The organism is Arenibaculum sp. (assembly GCF_035998295.1).
GTDB lineage: Bacteria > Pseudomonadota > Alphaproteobacteria > Azospirillales > Azospirillaceae > DASYHS01.
This window is the reverse complement of record NZ_DASYHS010000047.1, coordinates 1-17,055: the sequence shown is the minus strand read 5'-3', so window position 1 is coordinate 17,055 and position 17,055 is coordinate 1. Positions and strand designations below refer to the sequence as shown.

Annotated in this window: 17 protein-coding genes; 6 read left to right on the top strand and 11 right to left on the bottom strand. The window is 67.4% G+C overall.

Features of this window, described 5'->3' with window-relative positions; genetic code table 11:
• Window positions 1-7 precede the first annotated feature (7 nt).
• Window positions 8-973, top strand: coding sequence for a cysteine synthase A (gene cysK, locus VGO20_RS04940; RefSeq protein WP_327501185.1), 966 nt, complete (start codon window positions 8-10; stop codon window positions 971-973).
• Window positions 974-1,035: 62 nt separating this feature from the next.
• Here the strand turns inward: cysK and VGO20_RS04935 are convergent, their stop codons facing one another.
• A complete protein-coding gene (locus tag VGO20_RS04935; protein WP_327501184.1) occupies window positions 1,036-1,440 on the bottom strand; it encodes a four-helix bundle copper-binding protein in 405 nt (134 codons plus the stop codon).
• Window positions 1,441-1,553: 113 nt separating this feature from the next.
• On the opposite strand from VGO20_RS04935, the gene VGO20_RS04930 reads away from it, so the two are divergent.
• Both VGO20_RS04930 and VGO20_RS04925 read left to right on the top strand, forming a co-directional pair.
• Window positions 1,554-2,360 carry a HesA/MoeB/ThiF family protein gene (locus tag VGO20_RS04930; protein ID WP_327501183.1) on the top strand — a complete coding sequence of 269 codons (807 nt, stop codon included), beginning with the start codon at window positions 1,554-1,556 and terminating at the stop codon, window positions 2,358-2,360.
• Window positions 2,357-2,791: a DsrE family protein gene (locus VGO20_RS04925; RefSeq protein ID WP_327501182.1), complete on the top strand. Its 435-nt coding sequence runs from the start codon at window positions 2,357-2,359 to the stop codon at window positions 2,789-2,791. The genes VGO20_RS04930 and VGO20_RS04925 overlap by 4 nt, the downstream gene beginning before the upstream one ends.
• Before the next feature lie 237 nt (window positions 2,792-3,028).
• On the opposite strand, the gene VGO20_RS04920 is transcribed toward VGO20_RS04925, so the two are convergent.
• From VGO20_RS04920 to VGO20_RS04880, 9 genes are all read right to left on the bottom strand, one after another.
• A complete protein-coding gene (locus VGO20_RS04920) occupies window positions 3,029-3,421 on the bottom strand; it encodes a hypothetical protein (protein ID WP_327501181.1) in 393 nt (130 codons plus the stop codon).
• A gap of 170 nt (window positions 3,422-3,591) precedes the next feature.
• Entirely contained in the window at window positions 3,592-4,311 is a 720-nt protein-coding gene (gene phoB, locus VGO20_RS04915; protein ID WP_327501180.1) for a phosphate regulon transcriptional regulator PhoB, read from the bottom strand.
• A 23-nt stretch (window positions 4,312-4,334) separates the two neighbouring features.
• Window positions 4,335-5,057 (bottom strand): phosphate signaling complex protein PhoU, encoded by a 723-nt coding sequence (phoU, locus tag VGO20_RS04910; RefSeq protein ID WP_327501179.1) that lies wholly within the window; start codon window positions 5,055-5,057, stop codon window positions 4,335-4,337.
• Between the two features lie 49 nt (window positions 5,058-5,106).
• A complete protein-coding gene (gene pstB, locus VGO20_RS04905; protein ID WP_414639775.1) occupies window positions 5,107-5,928 on the bottom strand; it encodes a phosphate ABC transporter ATP-binding protein PstB in 822 nt (273 codons plus the stop codon).
• Window positions 5,929-5,933: 5 nt separating this feature from the next.
• Window positions 5,934-7,244 carry a phosphate ABC transporter permease PstA gene (pstA, locus tag VGO20_RS04900; RefSeq protein WP_327501178.1) on the bottom strand — a complete coding sequence of 437 codons (1,311 nt, stop codon included), beginning with the start codon at window positions 7,242-7,244 and terminating at the stop codon, window positions 5,934-5,936.
• The gene (pstC, locus tag VGO20_RS04895) at window positions 7,237-8,619 is read right to left on the bottom strand and encodes a phosphate ABC transporter permease subunit PstC (protein WP_327501177.1); all 1,383 of its coding nucleotides are present in this window, start codon (window positions 8,617-8,619) and stop codon (window positions 7,237-7,239) included. Before pstC ends, pstA begins: the two co-directional genes overlap by 8 nt.
• Before the next feature lie 70 nt (window positions 8,620-8,689).
• Window positions 8,690-9,724: a PstS family phosphate ABC transporter substrate-binding protein gene (locus tag VGO20_RS04890; protein ID WP_327501176.1), complete on the bottom strand. Its 1,035-nt coding sequence runs from the start codon at window positions 9,722-9,724 to the stop codon at window positions 8,690-8,692.
• Window positions 9,725-9,846: 122 nt separating this feature from the next.
• Window positions 9,847-11,334 (bottom strand): ATP-binding protein, encoded by a 1,488-nt coding sequence (locus VGO20_RS04885; RefSeq protein WP_327501175.1) that lies wholly within the window; start codon window positions 11,332-11,334, stop codon window positions 9,847-9,849.
• A 35-nt stretch (window positions 11,335-11,369) separates the two neighbouring features.
• A complete protein-coding gene (locus tag VGO20_RS04880; protein WP_327501174.1) occupies window positions 11,370-13,640 on the bottom strand; it encodes an NADP-dependent malic enzyme in 2,271 nt (756 codons plus the stop codon).
• A gap of 256 nt (window positions 13,641-13,896) precedes the next feature.
• Between VGO20_RS04880 and VGO20_RS04875 the strand changes: the two genes are divergently transcribed.
• The 3 genes from VGO20_RS04875 to VGO20_RS04865 all read left to right on the top strand — a co-directional run bounded on the left by VGO20_RS04875 (window position 13,897) and on the right by VGO20_RS04865 (window position 15,331).
• A complete protein-coding gene (locus VGO20_RS04875; RefSeq protein ID WP_327501173.1) occupies window positions 13,897-14,157 on the top strand; it encodes a hypothetical protein in 261 nt (86 codons plus the stop codon).
• A 437-nt stretch (window positions 14,158-14,594) separates the two neighbouring features.
• Window positions 14,595-14,813 carry a ribbon-helix-helix domain-containing protein gene (locus VGO20_RS04870; RefSeq protein WP_327501172.1) on the top strand — a complete coding sequence of 73 codons (219 nt, stop codon included), beginning with the start codon at window positions 14,595-14,597 and terminating at the stop codon, window positions 14,811-14,813.
• Between the two features lie 233 nt (window positions 14,814-15,046).
• Window positions 15,047-15,331, top strand: a complete 285-nt coding sequence (locus VGO20_RS04865; RefSeq protein WP_327501171.1) for a ribbon-helix-helix domain-containing protein — start codon at window positions 15,047-15,049, stop codon at window positions 15,329-15,331.
• A gap of 330 nt (window positions 15,332-15,661) precedes the next feature.
• On the opposite strand, the gene VGO20_RS04860 is transcribed toward VGO20_RS04865, so the two are convergent.
• The gene (locus VGO20_RS04860; RefSeq protein WP_327501170.1) at window positions 15,662-16,702 is read right to left on the bottom strand and encodes a helix-turn-helix transcriptional regulator; all 1,041 of its coding nucleotides are present in this window, start codon (window positions 16,700-16,702) and stop codon (window positions 15,662-15,664) included.
• Window positions 16,703-17,055 lie beyond the last annotated feature (353 nt).

The window sequence follows — 17,055 nt, the reverse complement described above, 5'->3', positions numbered from 1 at the left end:
TGACATCATGGCCGAGTCCCAGGCCGAGTTCCGCGGCAAGATCTACGATGGCATCCTGGACACGATCGGAGCGACGCCCCTGGTCCGCGTCCGCCGGCTCGCCGCCGAACACGGCGTCGAGGCCGAGATCGTCGGCAAATGCGAGTTCTTCAACCCGCTTTCGAGCGTGAAGGACCGCATCGGCTTCGCGATGATCGAGGCGGCCGAGTCCGAAGGCCGCATCGCGCCCGGCCGCACGACCCTGATCGAGCCGACCTCCGGCAATACCGGAATCGCGCTCGCCTTCGTCGCCGCCGCCAAGGGCTACCGCCTGGTCCTGACCATGCCCGAGAGCATGTCGATGGAACGGCGCAAGATGCTGAAGCTGCTGGGCGCGGAACTGGTGCTGACCCCGGCCCCGGAAGGCATGAAGGGCGCGATCCGCAAGGCGGAGGAGCTGCTCGCCTCCGAGCCCGACGCCTACATGCTGCAGCAGTTCAAGAACCCCGCGAACCCCGAGATCCACCGCCGGACCACGGCCGAGGAGATCTGGCGCGACACGGCCGGCCGCGCCGACGTGCTGATCAGCGGCGTCGGCACCGGCGGCACCCTGACCGGCGTCGCGGAGGTGATCAAGGCGCGCAAGCCCGAGTTCCGGGCGATCGCGGTCGAGCCCGAGGACAGCCCCGTCCTGTCGGGCGGCATCCCCGGCCCGCACAAGATCCAGGGGATCGGCGCCGGCTTCGTTCCCGACATCCTCGACACGAAGCTGATCGACGAGGTGGTGCGCATCTCCAACCAGCGCGCGTTCGAGACCGCGCGGGCGGCGGCGCGCCTGGAAGGCCTGCCGATCGGCATCTCGTCGGGTGCCGCCCTCGCGGCGGCCCTCGAGGTCGGCGCCCGCCCGGAGATGAAGGGCAAGCTGATCGTCGCGGTCCTGCCGAGCTTCGCCGAGCGCTATCTCTCGACCGCCCTGTTCGAAGGGCTGGACTGACCCGCGGCTCCCCTCTCCCGCCGGCTCTCCGGCGCTGCGCGGGAGAGGGAACGGCGGCCTCGTCAGGCCGCCATGCTCGCCAGCGCCGTGCGGCAGGCCTGCTCGCACCGGCGGCAGGCCTCGGCGCAGACCCGGCAGTGGTCGTGCATGCCGGCATGACGCTCGCATTCCTCGGCGCACAGGCGGCAGGACGTCTCGCACGCGGCCAGCATGCGGCGGATCACCTCCTCGTTGGAGCCAGTGCGCCGCAGCGCCACCTTCCCCGTCGCGTCGCAGACATCCGCGCAGTCGAGATTGAGCCGGATGCACTGGCGCAGCCGCTCGACCCCCTCCTCCGCCAGGCACGCGTCCGCGCAGGACAGGCAGGTCAGGGCGCAGGCGGCGCATTCCTCGATGCAGCGGACCAGCGCCTCGTTGACGCTGCCCTTCACGTCGGGATGGGTCGCGATCATCGCTCGGATGCTCATCGGGCTTCCTTTCCCTTTCGGTCGCTTTCAGTCGGTACCGGTCGGTATGCAGGCCCCAACAGCCGTCGCCGCGACGCATTGCGCAGGGGCCGGCGCGTGCTAACCTGCGGGCCATGGACTTCACCGAGACCGAGATCGAGCGCTATGCGCGCCACATCCTGCTGCCCGAGGTGGGCGGCACCGGCCAGCGCCGCCTGCTGGAGGCGCGCGTGCTGGTCGTGGGGGCCGGCGGCCTCGGCGCGCCGCTGCTGATGTACCTGGCCGCGGCCGGGGTGGGCACGCTCGGCGTTGTCGATCATGACACGGTGGACCTGTCCAACCTCCAGCGCCAGGTGATCCACGACACGGGCGGGCTCGGCCGGCCGAAGGTGGACAGCGCGGCCGAGCGCATCCGCGCGCTCAACCCGGACGTCAGGGTATCGGCCTTCGCCGAACGCCTGACCCCGGCCAACGCGCTGGACCTGGTCTCAAGCTTCGACGTCGTCGCCGACGGCACCGACAACTTCGCGACCCGCTTCCTGCTCAACGACGCGTGCTTCCTCGCGGGGCGGACGCTGGTGTCGGCGGCGCTGCTGCGCTTCGACGGGCAGCTCTCGACCTTCAAGGCGCATCTCGGAGCGCCCCATCCCTGCTACCGCTGCCTGTATCCGGAACCGCCGCCGCGCGGCCTGATCCCCTCGTGCTCGGAGGCCGGCGTGCTCGGTGCGCTCGCGGGCACGATCGGCTGCCTGCAGGCGACCGAGGTGCTGAAGGAGATCCTCGGCATCGGCACCGGCCTGTCCGGCCGGCTGCTGATGGTCGATGCGCTCGACGTCGCGTTCCGCACGGTGCGCCTGCCGCGCGATCCCGACTGCCCGCTATGCGGCACCCGGCCGCGCTACCGGGACCTGAGCCACCACGAGACGGGAGCCCGGCCGTGAGCGCGGCAGCGGCGGAAGGGCTCGGCCTCGTCGTCTTCTCCGGCGGCTTCGACCGCGTCCATTACGCGCTGGTGATGGCGAGTGCCGCGGCCGCGACCAACCGCGAGGCCACCTTGTTCTTCACCGGCCGCGCCGTCGCGGCGCTGGCGGCTCCCGACGACGCCGGCCGGCCGGGCTGGCACCGCCTCGACCCCGCGGACGACGGCGCGTCCCCGGCCGAGCGCGACGCCGGCTTCGCCGCCCGCGGGATCGGTGGCTTCGAGGAACTGCTGGAGGCGTGCGTCGCGCTGGGCGTGCGGATCGTCGTGTGCGAGATGGCGCTGCGCGCTGCGGGGATGGAGGACGCGAAGCTGCGCGAGGACGTGCCAATGGTGCGCGCGGGCGTCGTCACGCTGCTGAACGAGACGCCGGGACGGCTGCTTTTCGTTTGAACAGGCGGCGTTTCGGCCGGCAGTCTACCGGACCCCGATTGCTTTCCTGAAGCGCGAGGTCATGGCGGCGGCATGCTCGGGCGTGAAGCCCTTATGCTTAGTAAGGTAGGTCTCCAGCGTAAGCTCGCCTCGACGAACCCGCTCCCGCAAGGCCGTCTCATGATCTTCCCTGGCTCGCGTGATGCGATCCGTAAGCTCACTTGGCGAGTCGCTGAAACGCGAGTTGACGCCCATAACTCATAGCCTGTGAATAACTAGAACATTCCGGGTATGGTAGCGCGTCTCACGCATTCCGATCAAGTAGTCCGTCATTGATGCAGCAGAGCACAAACGCGCGTACCAACGCGCCAGTGCCGCATCATTGGGCACTCCTATAATCGTTCCGACGGCTGAATCGTTGCAGAAACTTCTAATACCCTCCGCAAGACGGTCGGCGAGCAGGCGGATTTCTCCAGTCGACAAACGCTCATCCTTCGCAAGACGCCTAAACTCTGAACCGACGTCCAACTCGTTGATCGCGTTGTCGAATTTTACGAAATGTGCGGCATTGTCCGCGGAGGATCTCAGCCGCTGCTCCTCGAAAAAGCCGTCCAATCCGAGATCGGCCGCGTCAGCCAGTTCGAAGCGCATCGTGTAGATGTGTTCACCTATGGGAAACGAGGTCCCCCAGGCTCTCAGGAAAGCCGACTGACTGGGTTCGACTGGTGCGAAGACGGGACGGCATGCATCAGGACGGAGGGGTATTTGCACACAATAGGATTACATCCGCCGGATGGGATGTGCAAGCCATGCACCGCCGATCACCCCGTCTTCAGGTCGAGGGCGTAGCCTGCCGAGCGGACCGTACGGATCAGGTCGGTCTCGGTGTCCTCGTTCAGCGCCTTGCGCAAGCGCCGGATATGGACGTCGACCGTGCGCAGCTCGACATAGACGTCGTGTCCCCAGACCAGGTCCAGCAGCTGCTCGCGCGAGAAGACGCGGCCGGGATGCTGCATGAAGTGGCGCAGCAGCCGGAACTCGGTCGGCCCCAGATGGACGTCGCGGCCGTTGCGGCGGACGCGGTGGGCGGCGAGGTCCATCTCGATGTCGCCGAAGCGCAGCAGCTCGTCCGAGAGGCCGGGAGTGGCGCGGCGCAGCACGGCGCGCATGCGCGCGACCAGCTCGGTCGGCGAGAACGGCTTCGCGACGTAGTCGTCGGCGCCGGAGTTCAGCCCGCGCACCCGGTCCGCCTCCTCGCCGCGCGCGGTCAGCATGATGATCGGGATGTCGCGCGTCTTCGCGTTGCGCCGGAGCTGGCGGCACACCTCGATCCCGGAAGTCAGCGGCAGCATCCAGTCCAGCAGGATCAGGTTCGGCGCCTGCTCGGTCGCGAGCAGGATCCCCTCCTCGCCGTCGCCGGCGACCAGGGTGCGGAAGCCTTCCTTCTCGAGGTTGTAGCGCAGCAGCGTCACGAGGTCCGCCTCGTCCTCGACGAGGAGGACCAGCGGCTTCAGCGCGGTGTTCGAGCGCCGGTCGTCCATGGGCCGTCTTTCCGCAAGCTCGCTCATTGCGCGTCCTCGCCGGCCGGCGCCGTGACGGCGTAGCTGGTGTCGGCCTTCGGCCGGTCGCCCGTCAGGGGCTGGCCGACGACCAGGAAATGGATCGTCTCGGCGATGTTTGTCGCATGGTCGCCGATCCGCTCGAGGTTCTTCGCGATGAACAGCAGATGGGTGCAGGGCGTGATGTTGCGCGGGTCCTCCATCATGTAGGTCAGGACCTCGCGGAACATGCTGGTGTACAGGTCGTCCAGCTCCTCGTCGCGCCGGCGCGCCGCGACCGCCTTCTCGACGTCGCGGTCGATGTAGCTGTCCAGGACCTCCTTCATGATCTCCTGGACGAGCCGGCCCATGCGCGGGATGCCGGCGGCCGGGCGGACGGCCGGCACCTGCGCCAGCGCGATCGAGCGCTTGGCGATGTTGGCGGCGTAGTCGCCGATGCGCTCGATGTCGGCGGCGATCCGCAGGGCCGAGACGATCTCGCGCAGGTCCGACGCCATGGGCTGGCGCAAGGCCAGCAGGCGCAGCGTCTCGGCGTCGATCTCGCGCTCGTACTCGTCGACCTGGTGGTCGGAGCGCATCACCTGGCCCGCGAGCTCCGCGTCGCGGCGCATCACCGCCTGGATCGACGCCTCCACCTGGGCCTCGGCGACGCCGCCCATCTGGGTGACGAGGTTCGACAGGCGCCGCAGCTCCTGCGCGAAGGACTTGACGATGTGTTCGCTGGTCATTGCGTCGCCCGCTTGAGGTGTTGGCCCGGGGTCGGCCCGGGGGCCGGGATCAGCCGTAGCGGCCGGTGATGTAGCCCTGGGTGCGCTCGTCGCGCGGGTTGGTGAAAATCTCTTCGGTGTCGCCGACCTCGACCATCTCGCCGAGATGGAAGAAGGCGGTGCGCTGGGACACGCGCGCGGCCTGCTGCATGTTGTGGGTCACGATCACGATCGTGTAGTTCTCGCGAAGCTCGTCGATCAGCTCCTCGATATGGGCGGTCGCGATGGGATCGAGTGCCGAGCAGGGCTCGTCCATCAGGATCACCTCCGGGCTGACCGCGATCGCGCGCGCGATGCACAGCCGCTGCTGCTGGCCGCCCGACAGGCCGGTGCCCGGCTCGCGCAGCCGGTCCTTCACCTCGTTCCACAGCCCGGCGCGCTGGAGGCTCTTCTGGACGACCTCGTCCATCTCGTCGCGCCCGGCCGCGAGGCCGTGGATGCGCGGCCCGTAGGAGACGTTGTCGTAGATCGACTTCGGGAACGGGTTCGGCTTCTGGAACACCATGCCGACGCGCGCGCGGAGCTGGACGACGTCGATCGAGCGGTCGTAGACATCCTGCCCGTCGAGCGTGATCAGCCCTTCGACGCGGCAGTTCTCGATCGTGTCGTTCATGCGGTTGAGGCAGCGCAGGAAGGTCGACTTGCCGCAGCCCGACGGCCCGATCAGCGCCGTCACCTGGCATTCGCCGACCGAGAGGTCGATCCCCCTCAGCGCCTGCTTGGAGCCGTAGAAGACCTTGACGTCGCGGGCGTCCATCTTGAGCCCGGCGCGGGACGCGGCCGGCTCGGAGGCCCCGGGGCGGGAGGACTGCATCTGGGTCTGGACGGCCATGGGGGCTACCAACGCCTTTCGAACTTCTTGCGGAGGATGATCGCGAGCGCGTTCATCGCGATCAGGAAGGCCAGCAGCACCATGATCGCCGCGGAGGTCCGCTCGACGAACGCGCGCTCGGGGCTGTCGGCCCACATGAAGATGGTGACCGGCAGCACGGTGGCGGCATCCGTGAAGCCGCCGGGGATGTCGACGATGAAGGCGACCATGCCGATCATCAGCAGCGGCGCCGTCTCGCCCAGCGCCTGGGCCATGGCGATGATCGTGCCGGTCAGGACGCCCGGCATCGCCAGCGGCAGCACGTGGTGGCCGACGACCTGGAGCCGCGAGGCGCCGATGCCGAGCGCCGCCTCCCGGATCGAGGGCGGCACCGCCTTCAGCGCGGCGCGGGTCGTGATGATGATGGTCGGCAGCGACATCAGCGCCAGCACGATGCCGCCGACCACCGGGGCCGAGCGCGGCAGCCCGAACAGGTTCAGGAACACCGCGAGGCCGAGCAGGCCGAACACGATCGAGGGCACGGCCGCGAGGTTGTTGATGTTGACCTCGATCAGGTCGGTCCAGCGGTTCTTGGGAGCGAACTCCTCCAGGTACACCGCCGCCGACACGCCGATGGGCACGGCCATCGCCAGCGTGATCATCAAGGTCAGCGCCGAGCCGATCGCGGCGGCATAGATGCCTGCCAGCTCCGGCTCGCGCGAGTCGCCGTTGGCCATCAGGCGCCAGTTGAAGCCGGAGACGACGGCCCCGTCCGCCTCGAGCGCGTCGATCCAGCCGATCTGCCGGTCGTCGACGCGCCGCTCCGTCTGGCCGACCTCGCGCCGGATGTTGCCCTTGAGGAGCTGGTCCGCGTCGTCGGACAGCGGCAGCCGCACGGCCTGGCGGGTCCCGATCAGGTCCGGGTTCTCCAGCACCATGGAGCGCAGTTCGTAGGCGGCGCCGACGCTCAGCAGGTCGTTGAGCGCACGGCGGTCGGACCGGCTGTCGACCTCGGGAAACCGCTCGCGCAGGGCTTCGCGCGCCAACGCCTGGTAGTTGGCGCCGCCGAGCACGGCCGGGTCGCGGGTGCCGGCGGGGTCGATCTCCTGCGGGTCGAAGTTGATCTCGAGCACCACGTCATGCTGCCAGAAGGCCGTGTAGCCCTTGCTGACGATGCTGCCCAGCAGGATCGCCAGCATGCCCAGCGCGACGCCGATCGCGGCGATGCCGTAAAGGCGGAAGCGGCGCTCGGCGGCATAGCGGCGGCGCAGGCGCCGCGCGAAGGCGTCGGACTGGTAGACCGGCATCGGGCGGTCGTTCGCGGCGAAGTCAGTCATATTTTTCCCGATACTTCTGGACGACCCGCAGGGCGACGACGTTGAGGCACAGGGTCGAGACGAACAGGACCAGGCCGAGGCCGAAGGCCGACAGCGTCTTGGCGCTGTCGAACTCCTGGTCGCCGACCAGCAGGGTGGCGATCTGGACCGTCACCGTGCTGACCGCTTCCAGCGGGTTCGCGGTCAGGTTCGCGGCGAGGCCGGCGGCCATCACCACGATCATGGTCTCGCCGATCGCGCGGCTGACGGCGAGCAGCACGCCGCCGACGATGCCGGGCAGCGCCGCCGGCAGGACCACCTGGCGGATCGTCTCGGACCGGGTGGCGCCGAGGCCGTAGGCGCCGTCGCGCAGCGACTGCGGCACCGCGTTGATGACGTCGTCGGCGAGCGAGCTCACGAAGGGGATGATCATCACCCCCATCACGACGCCGGCGGCCAGCGCCGATTCGGAACTGACGGAGAGGCCGAACGACTGGCCGAGGTCGCGCACGAAGGGCGCCATGGTCAGCGCGGCGAAGAAGCCGTAGACGACGGTCGGGATGCCGGCCAGGATCTCCAGCAGCGGCTTCACCGTCGAGCGCACGCGCGGCGGCGCGTATTCGGACATGTAGATCGCCGACATCAGCCCGACCGGGACCGCGACCACCATCGCGATGGCGCTGATCAGCAGCGTGCCGACGAACAGCGGCACGGCCCCGAAGGACCCTTCGGAGGCGACCTGGTCGGTGCGGATCGCGGTCTGCGGGCTCCAGTGCAGGCCGAACAGGAACTCGGCCGGGGACACCTGGGCGAAGAAGCGCAGCGATTCGAACAGCAGCGACATCACGATCCCGACCGTGGTCAGGATCGCGACCAGCGAGCACAGGACCAGCAGCAGGGTCAGCACCCGCTCGACCTGGTTGCGCGCGCGCAGGCTGGGCGAGATGCGGGCGCGGGCATGGGCGAAGCCGAACGCCGCCAGCGCCAGCATCAGCGCCGCGAGCGCCCAGTCCCCGATGGAGTGGAGATGGAGGTAGTGGTCGGCCGCGGCGCGCACCACCGGGTCCGCCTCGCGGAACGCGGTGCCGTGGGCGAGGTTGCGCACGTCGATCATCAGCAGCGAGATCTGCTGCTGCGTCAGCCCCTCGGTCGCCGCGGGCGGCAGCGACGCGCGCACGAGGCCGTTGACGATCGTGCCTTCCAGCGCCACCCACAGCGCGAAGACGACCAGAGCCGGCAGCCCGGCCCACAGCGCCACATAGGCGCCGTGATATCCCGGGACCGAATGGAGCGTCGACAGGGAGCCCCCCGCCGTCGCCACGGCCCTCCTGCGTCCGGTCAGATAGCCGATGACGGACAGGAGCAGCAGGGTGGCGATCAGGACTGAACTCGGCATGAGAACGGTTCGACGCTCCGGAATTCGAGGGTGGCCGGGCGGCCCGAAGGACCGCCCGGCCGGGACCGCATCACATCGTCAGCGGGGTGAGGCTGTTCGCCTGGGTACGGACCTGGCCGCGCTCCTCTTCCGGCAGGGCGATCAGGCCCTTGTCGGCAAGGTAGCCGTCCTCGCCCATGGCGCGCTCGGCGGTGTACTCGGCGACGAACTCGCGGATGCCCGGGACGGCGCCCACATGGGCATTCTTCACGTAGACGTAAAGCGACCGGGACACCGGATACTCGCCCGAGGAGATCGCATCGTATTCCGGCGCGACGCCGCCCACCGTGCTGCCCTGCAGCCGGTCGGCGTTCTGGTCGAGGAAGCTGTAGCCGAAGACGCCGAAGGCGTTCGGGTTGGAGGTCAGCTTCTGGACGATCAGGTTGTCGTTCTCGCCGGCCTCGACGTAGCCGCCGTCCTCGCGGACCTGGCTGCACACCGCCTTCTTCTCGTCCTTGCCGAGCGCCTCGACCTCGGCGAACTCCTCGCAGCCGACTTCCATCACCAGCTCGACGAAGGCGTCACGGGTGCCGGACGTCGGCGGCGGGCCGTAGACCTCTATCGCGACGTTGGGGAGCGAGGGATCGATGTCGGACCAGTTCTTGTAGGGGTTCTCGACCAGCTTGCCGTCGACCGGGACGGTCTTGGCCAGCGCCTGCCAGATCTGCGGGATCGTGAAGCCGGCCTGCGGCGCGTCCTTCGAGTTGGCGACGACGATGCCGTCGAAGCCGATCTTCATCTCGGTGACGTCCTGGACGCCGTTCGCGGCGCAGTTCTCGAGCTCCGACTTCTTGATGCGGCGCGACGCGCCGGTCACGTCCGGGTGCTCGAGGCCGACGCCGCCGCAAAACAGCTTCATGCCGCCGCCCGTGCCGGTCGACTCGACGACCGGGGTCTTGAACTTCCCGTCGCGCCCGAAGGTCTCGGCGACCGCGCTGGTGAAGGGGAACACGGTCGAGGAGCCGACGATCCGGATCTGGTCGCGGGTCTGCGCGTTCGCGGCGCCGGAAACGGCGAAGGTGGCGGCCAGGGCGGTAGCGGCCAGGGCGAGGGTCTTGGTATTCACGATCGATGCCTCCGAACTTCAGCCTGTCGAGCGGGCAGCCGAGCCCGCGAGTTCCGCGGTGCCATCACCGTCGGTTCGGCAGGACCGTAGCGGCGGACGGTGATACGATTACTACGGTTGCGTTACGGTTTGATGACATCGCGGGCGGCGTCCGCCGCGGCCGCCGCGGGCAGGTGCACCGTGAAGGTGCTGCCCTTGCCGACCTCGCTCTCGATCGCGAGGCGGCCGCGGTGGCGGTTGACGATGTGCTTGACGATGGCGAGGCCGAGGCCGGTGCCCCCCATCGCCCGGCTGCGCGCCGCGTCGGCGCGGTAGAAGCGCTCGGTCAGGCGGGGCAGGTGGATGCGCGCGATGCCCTCGCCGCGGTCGGTGACCGAGACGGCGACGATGGCGCCGGCGCGGCGCATCCCCGCCGGCAGCGCTGCGACGTTGGCGAGCGTCGGGACGTTGGCGAGCGCCGAGCCGGCGGCGGGCCCCGGGCCGGACGCCTGGGCGCCGCCGCTGGCCGCGATCGTGACCTCCGTGCCCTCGCGCCCGTACTTGATCGCGTTCTCGATCAGGTTCTGGAACACCTGGGCGAGCTGGTCCTCGTCGCCGACGACCCGCGGCAGGCCGGGCGGCAGGTCGAGCCGGAGGCGGATGCGCCGCTTGGCGGCCTTCATCTCCAGCCCCGCGACGACGTCGTCGAGGATCTCGGCCAGGTCGGCCTCGCCGGTCGGGGCCGTGTGCTCGTCGATCTCGATGCGCGAGAGCGACAGCAGGTCGTCGACGAGGCGGGACATGCGCGAGGCCTGGTCCTGCATGATCGACAGGAAACGGTCGCGCGCCTCGGGGTCGTCGCGCGCCGGGCCGCGCAGCGTCTCGACGAAGCCGAGCAGGGTCGCGAGCGGCGTGCGCAGCTCGTGGCTGGCATTGGCGACGAAGTCGGCGCGGGTCTGCTCCATCCGCTTGATCGCGGTGATGTCGTGCAGGGTCAGGATCACGCTGGTCTCGGGCACGTCCTCGGCGTCGCGCGCCTCGGGGCGGAACCGCTTGATCCGGGCCTGGAAGACGCGCTCGACCGGGACCGGCAGGGTGAATTCGAGGTTGCGCGACGCCTTGCCGGCGAGCACGGCGTCGACCGCGGCCAGGACGTCGGGGTTGCGCAGGCCCGCGGCGAGGTCGCGCCCGGCCAGGCGGCCGCCGAACAGCTCGCGCGCGGCCTGGTTGGCGCGCACGACCCGGCGGCGCGCGTCCAGCAGGACGAACGGGTCGTGGAGCGCGTCCAGCATCCGCTCGCTGGCGTCGAGCTGCGCGGCCAGCGTCTCGTGGCGCCGCCGCCAGGCGCGGTGCAGGCGCGCGAGCGCCGCGTTCAGGCTGCGGGCCTCGGGCGAGCCGCCCTCGGGGACGGGGACGGGAGCGGCGGGCTCGGCTTCGGCCAGGCGGCGCACATAGGCGGCGGCGCGCGCCAGCTCGGCGCGATGCGCCCGGACGACGCCGACGGCCCCGGCGACGGCGAGTGCGGCCCCCGCCGCGGCCGGGAGGATGGCGACCTCCCCTTCGACCGCGAGCGCCAGCAGCGCGCCCACGGTCGGCAGCAGCAGGGCGGCCAGTGCCAGGAGCAGCTTCATGGCGGGGTGCGGCCCCCTACCGCGTCACTCCCCGCTCACCACTGCAGGGCGTCGTGGGCCGCGAGCACCGCGGCGTTCACGAGGTCGGAGACGGTGGCGCCCATCTGGACGACCTGGGCCGGCTCGTCCAGGCCGATCAGGAGCGGCCCGACGAGCTGCCCGCCGCCCATCTTCTGCAGCATCTTCGCGCTGATGTTGGCGGCGTGCAGCGCCGGCATCACCAGGACGTTGGCGGCGCCCGACAGGCGGGCGAAGGGATAGAGCCGCTTCATCAGGTCGTAGTCGAGGGCGACGTCGGCCGACATCTCGCCGTCGTACTCGAAATCGACCCGACGCGCGTCCAGCAGCGAGACGGCGTCGCGCACGTGCTGGGCGCGCTGGCGCATGGGCTGGCCGAAATTGCTGTAGGAGAGCAGCGCCACGCGCGGCTCGTGGCCCATCTGGCGGGCCTTGGCGGCGGCCTGCACGGCGATGTCGACCAGCTCCTCCGGCGTGGGGAGCTCGTGGACGGTGGTGTCGGCGATGAAGACGGTGCGGTTGCGGGTCACGACGATCGAGAGGCCGAACACGCGCTCGCCCGCGCGCGGGCTGATGGCGCGGCCGATCTCCTCGTAGCAGACGGAGAAGGAGCGGGTCAGGCCGGTCACCAGCGCGTCGGCGTCGCCCTGGGCGACCATGCAGGCGGCAAAGGTGTTGCGGTCCTGGTTGACCATGCGCTGGCAGTCGCGGTGGAGCGCGCCGCGGCGCTGCAGGCGCTTGTAGAGGAAGTCGGTGTAGCGGCGGTTCGCGTCCGACAGGCGGGCGTTGTGGATCTCCAGCGCATCCTCGGCGTGCAGGCCGAGCTGCTGGAGCTGGGTCTTGATGACGTCCTCGCGCCCGACCAGCACCGGCGTGCCGTAGCCGGCGGCGCGGAACGCCAGGGCCGCGCGGATCGCGCGTTCCTCCTCGCCCTCGGCGAAGACGACCCGCTTGGGGTTGGCCTTCACCTTGGCGAAGATCAGCTGGAGGCTGTCGGCGGTCGGGTCGAGGCGCGAGCGCAGGCTGTCGCGGTAGGCCGTCATGTCGACGATCGGCTTGCGGGCGACGCCGCTCTCCATCGCGGCCTGGGCGACGGCGGCCGGGATCTTGACGATCAGGCGCGGGTCGAAGGGCACGGGGATGATGTATTCCGGCCCGTAGCGCAGCCGCCGCCCGGCATAGGCGGCGTCGACCTCGTCGGGCACGTCCTCGCGGGCGAGCTCGGCCAGCGCGCGGGCGGCGGCGACCTTCATCGCCTCGTTGATGGTGGTGGCGCGCACGTCGAGGGCGCCGCGGAAGATGTAGGGGAAGCCCAGGACGTTGTTGACCTGGTTCGCGTAGTCCGAGCGCCCGGTCGCGACGATGGCGTCGGCGCGCACGGCGCGCACCTCCTCGGGCGTGATCTCCGGGTCGGGGTTGGCCAGCGCGAAGATGATCGGCTTGGCGGCCATGGCGCCGACCATCTCGGGCGTGACGGCGCCCTTGACCGACAGGCCGACGAACACGTCGGCGCCGGCCATCGCCTCGGCGAGCGTGCGGGCGTCGGTGCGCACGGCGTGGGCCGACTTCCACTGGTTCATGTGCTCGGTGCGGCCCTGGTAGATGACGCCCTTGGTGTCGCACAGGACGATGTTGTCGTGGGGCACGCCCATGGTCTTGAACAGCTCGGCGCAGGCGATCGCGGCGGCGCCCGCGCCGTTGACGACCATGCGGATGTCGGAGAGCCGGCGCCCGGTCAGGTCGGCCGCGTTGATCAGCCCGGCGGCCGCGATGATCGCGGTGCCATGCTGGTCGTCGTGGAAGACCGGGATGTCCATCAGCTCGCGCAGGCGCTGCTCGATGATGAAGCAGTCCGGGGCCTTGATGTCCTCGAGGTTGATGCCGCCGAAGGACGGGCCGAGGAAGCGCACGCAGTTCACGAACGCATCGACGTCGGAGGTGTCGACCTCCAGGTCGATGCCGTCGACGTCGGCGAAGCGCTTGAAGAGGACGGCCTTGCCCTCCATCACCGGCTTGGAGGCCAGCGCGCCGAGGTCGCCGAGGCCGAGCACGGCGGTGCCGTTGGAGATCACGGCGACGAGGTTGCCCTTGGCCGTGTAGTCGTAGGCCGTGGAGGGATCGTCGCGGATCCTGAGGCAGGGCACGGCGACGCCGGGGGAATAGGCCAGGGCCAGGTCGCGCTGGGTGGTCAGCGGCTTGGTCGGGGAGATCTCGAGCTTGCCGGGGCGTCCGCCCGCATGGAGCAGGAGGGCTTCTTCTTCCGTGACGCGCTTGTCGGTATCGGCCATCGTTTCCTCGTTCGTCACTCCGCCGCCGCGGAGGGCCGAAGAATCCTACCCGTTTCAGGGACCTCGGGCCAGTCCGCGACGGAAATTCGCGTTTGGCCGCACTTTTGTTAGGCTGGGATCGTTTAGCACGACGGCGGGCACGCGCAACCGCCCGCCCTCTCCGAGGGGCGGCATGCCAGGGTTGACGCAGGCGACCGGGCCCGGGAGAGGCTGGGTCAGGGAGAGGCCGGACCCGGAGAAGAAGGAGCGCAGAGCGATGAGGTACCGGAGCGTTGCCGCCGTCCTGGCCATGCTGGCCGCGTCCTGCGGCACGGCCCCGCCCGCGGGCACGGACTGGGAGGCGGCGACGTCGACCTCCGCGCGCGACGCGGCGCTGTCGGAATGCGACGAGCAGGTCGACATGCGGATGCAGCTGCGCGGCTACCCGCGCCAGCCGAGCCCGGAGACGCCGCAATACCGCTACCGCGAGGCGTTCTTCGACAAGTGCATGCGCGACAAGGGCTACGAACCGGGGTGAGCGGGACAGGCAGGACGCGGGCGCCGGACCCGCATCCACCTCCCCTTCCGGAATCGTCCCGAGTCGCGGGCAAGTAGCCGTCCCCTCCTCCCTTTTTCGCGTCCCCGGACTACGTCCGTAATCTCCGCGCCGGCCGGCAACGGCCGGGCGAATGGAAATTGCGTGCCCGGACGGGGGTCTTTCCGGTCCGAGAGAACGGAATCGACGGCCCCGCGACGTTCTATGTCTCCCATCTTATATCCCAAATGGGACATGCGCGGATAAGATGGCTCGCGGCATCAATGAGGCGGCGCTCGCCTCGACCGAGCGCCCTTCAAACCGCGAGAGGCATCCCGATGCGTACTCCCAGGCCAACATCCGGTCCGGTCGTCCCCGCGAACAGCGACGTGCCCCCGCATCTCGTGAGGATGCTCAACGAAATGGACGAGGGACGGATCGTGCAGACACGCCGTTTCCGCGTCGGCGACCGGGACGTCACGGTTCGTCTCGAAGCCGTGATGTGGAAAGTGCTTGAGGAGATGTGCCGGCGCGAGCGCCGGACGCTCCACGAGATCGTGAACCTGGTCGCCGCGCAGCAGACGAAGGGAACGTCCCTTGTCAGCGGATTGCGCGTCTTCGCCGCCGCCCATTTGGCGGCCCGCCGCTCGGGCGGCTGAGAGACCGGGGGCGAAGGGCGCGATATTACCGGGATATGCCGGCACCACTACGCCACTAATGCAGGCATACAACACATTCCGTTTCCGGCGACCACTGCATGCAGATCCCTCTTGGCCGAAGGATCAATTGCATGCAAGCTTTCCAAAGGGCAGTGACGGCATCCTCTCCATAGGGCGTGGATGCCGTCGGCGCGCCGATGCGTGCAGGCTGTGGACCTTTGGAGTCGGACCGGATGGCGCACAACATGTTTATCGAGAGCAGGACGGTCCGCGTTCACGGCGTCAAGAAGCGGCTGCGCTTCGACCGACGGATATGGGACGGCCTCGACGAGCTCTGCGAACGCGAAGCCCTGACCATGGACGAGTTCGTCAGCCAGGCGGTGCACAAGTACCCGGGGCAGCCGCTCAAGTCAGTCCTGGAGATGATGGCCGTCATGTACTATCGGGAAGCGGCGGAGAAGTCGCGGCCGGATGACCCAAGCGTCCTAGAGGCGAACCTTGGGCAGCGGCGCCACTGAGCATTTCTCGATGGCCAGGGGCGTGCAGCTAAAGTCGAACAGGCCGCTTGCAACTCTTACAGGATCGACTTCCCTGTTTACGGCGCCATCCTGGGCATTGACCTCATCTAGTTTCTTTCAGTTCCGGCTGAGCGTCTTGCCAAGTGTCGGAATGGATCTTCACCCAGCTCTTCCTCTCGTGGTGTCTTGTCGGGGACAATGAGCATCCGTGGAAGGCGTGACCTAAGCCGCGAGGAGCCATACGATTCTCAAACACACCACCTGAAACCGCCTTTGGGTTCGTCGACATGGAATCGTATGGCGCTCCCGCCGCACAGCAAAGATCAAAGGTCAGGGGTAGACAACGAGCTTTGACAAGTTGACCAACACTCTCACCAGATCCGAACGTTTGCTTACTGAGGCCTTCTTGAATATTGATTTCATTTGATTTCGGATGGTCCCGATGGACACACTGCCTTTCTTGGCGACTTCCTCTGGCGTTGCCCCAGAGGCCAGCTGGACGGCAACACGAGCCTCGGCAACCGTGAAATCAAACGCCTGCTGAAGTACTGGAAAGGGCAATGTGATTTCCTTCATGGGGTCGATAACACTGAGAGCACAAATTCCGTGAATCTTTCCGCAATCAAGGAAAGAATTCGCGAACATCATCCCGATTTTCACAAAAATGTATCCGCTATCTTTCTTAGATATTCTCAAGGTCAAGCTTGAACACGGATCTACTCTCATGGAATATTCGTAAATTGCACGATGGAGGGTTTCATTATCTTTCTTTATGCTCGTTGCAATTCTCTTTTCCTTGAGAAAAAGCCCGTTGTTTTGCTCAAGAATATCCAGAAAATATCGATCGGCATCAATTATTGCCCCACTGAACGAAACAATTCCAACTGCAATTTCTGGTTTACTTGGTTGGTAAATTTCAAAAGCACTTTTGACCAAATGGTCCATTCCAGAGCCATTCCTAAAGAACCTACCAAACCCTTCTCTGAACTCGTTCGTGATATCAAGGCGAGATGAGAATATCCCATATCCGGGAAATACCTGATGCCTCGCCAGATAAACATTTCCTGTTGAGTGCCTAATTACGTACTGAGCAAATCTCGTTTTGGTTCTGAAATTTATGGCATTTTCAAGCCATTTTCTTGGGTTTTCATACACTATTGGATCATCAAGTAGCAAGCGATCGAAACATCTCCAAAAATTTTTCGCGTAGGATTCATCGCGTATATCGTCACCAAATCCATATACAGCCTTTGCCCGCCCATTTGCATATAACAACTTATCATTTTTATTATCAAACATCATGATAACAGCGCCATTCACGTTTGCTGCCTCTACGACTTGGCCAATTTCTGCAGGAAATTCACTATTCATCGTAAGTTGTCATTAGACCTGTTGGGAATTTGAAAGAATGAAATGCAATCTGGTCGACCTGGGCATACCAACCTGCAGCGAATGAAGCCTGTTGTGTGGGTTGCGGAGCACCGCAAGCGCCAAGCTGTACCTCTTGCTAGATGCATACCATGTTAAACTGTATCGCCTCCACCTCGGGAGACCAAGTCAAAAAGATGGCTTACTTACTCCCGTCTAAGTGGTGCATCCGGCAAATCGTCAGAGATTGTTGTGTCCCGGCGCTGTTGAGGGGGTATGCGCATGTGCTTGGGAGCAGCGTCATGGTTGTTCGGCTTCGGGAACTGAGTGATCACGAGCGGGGGGAAGTGCAGCGG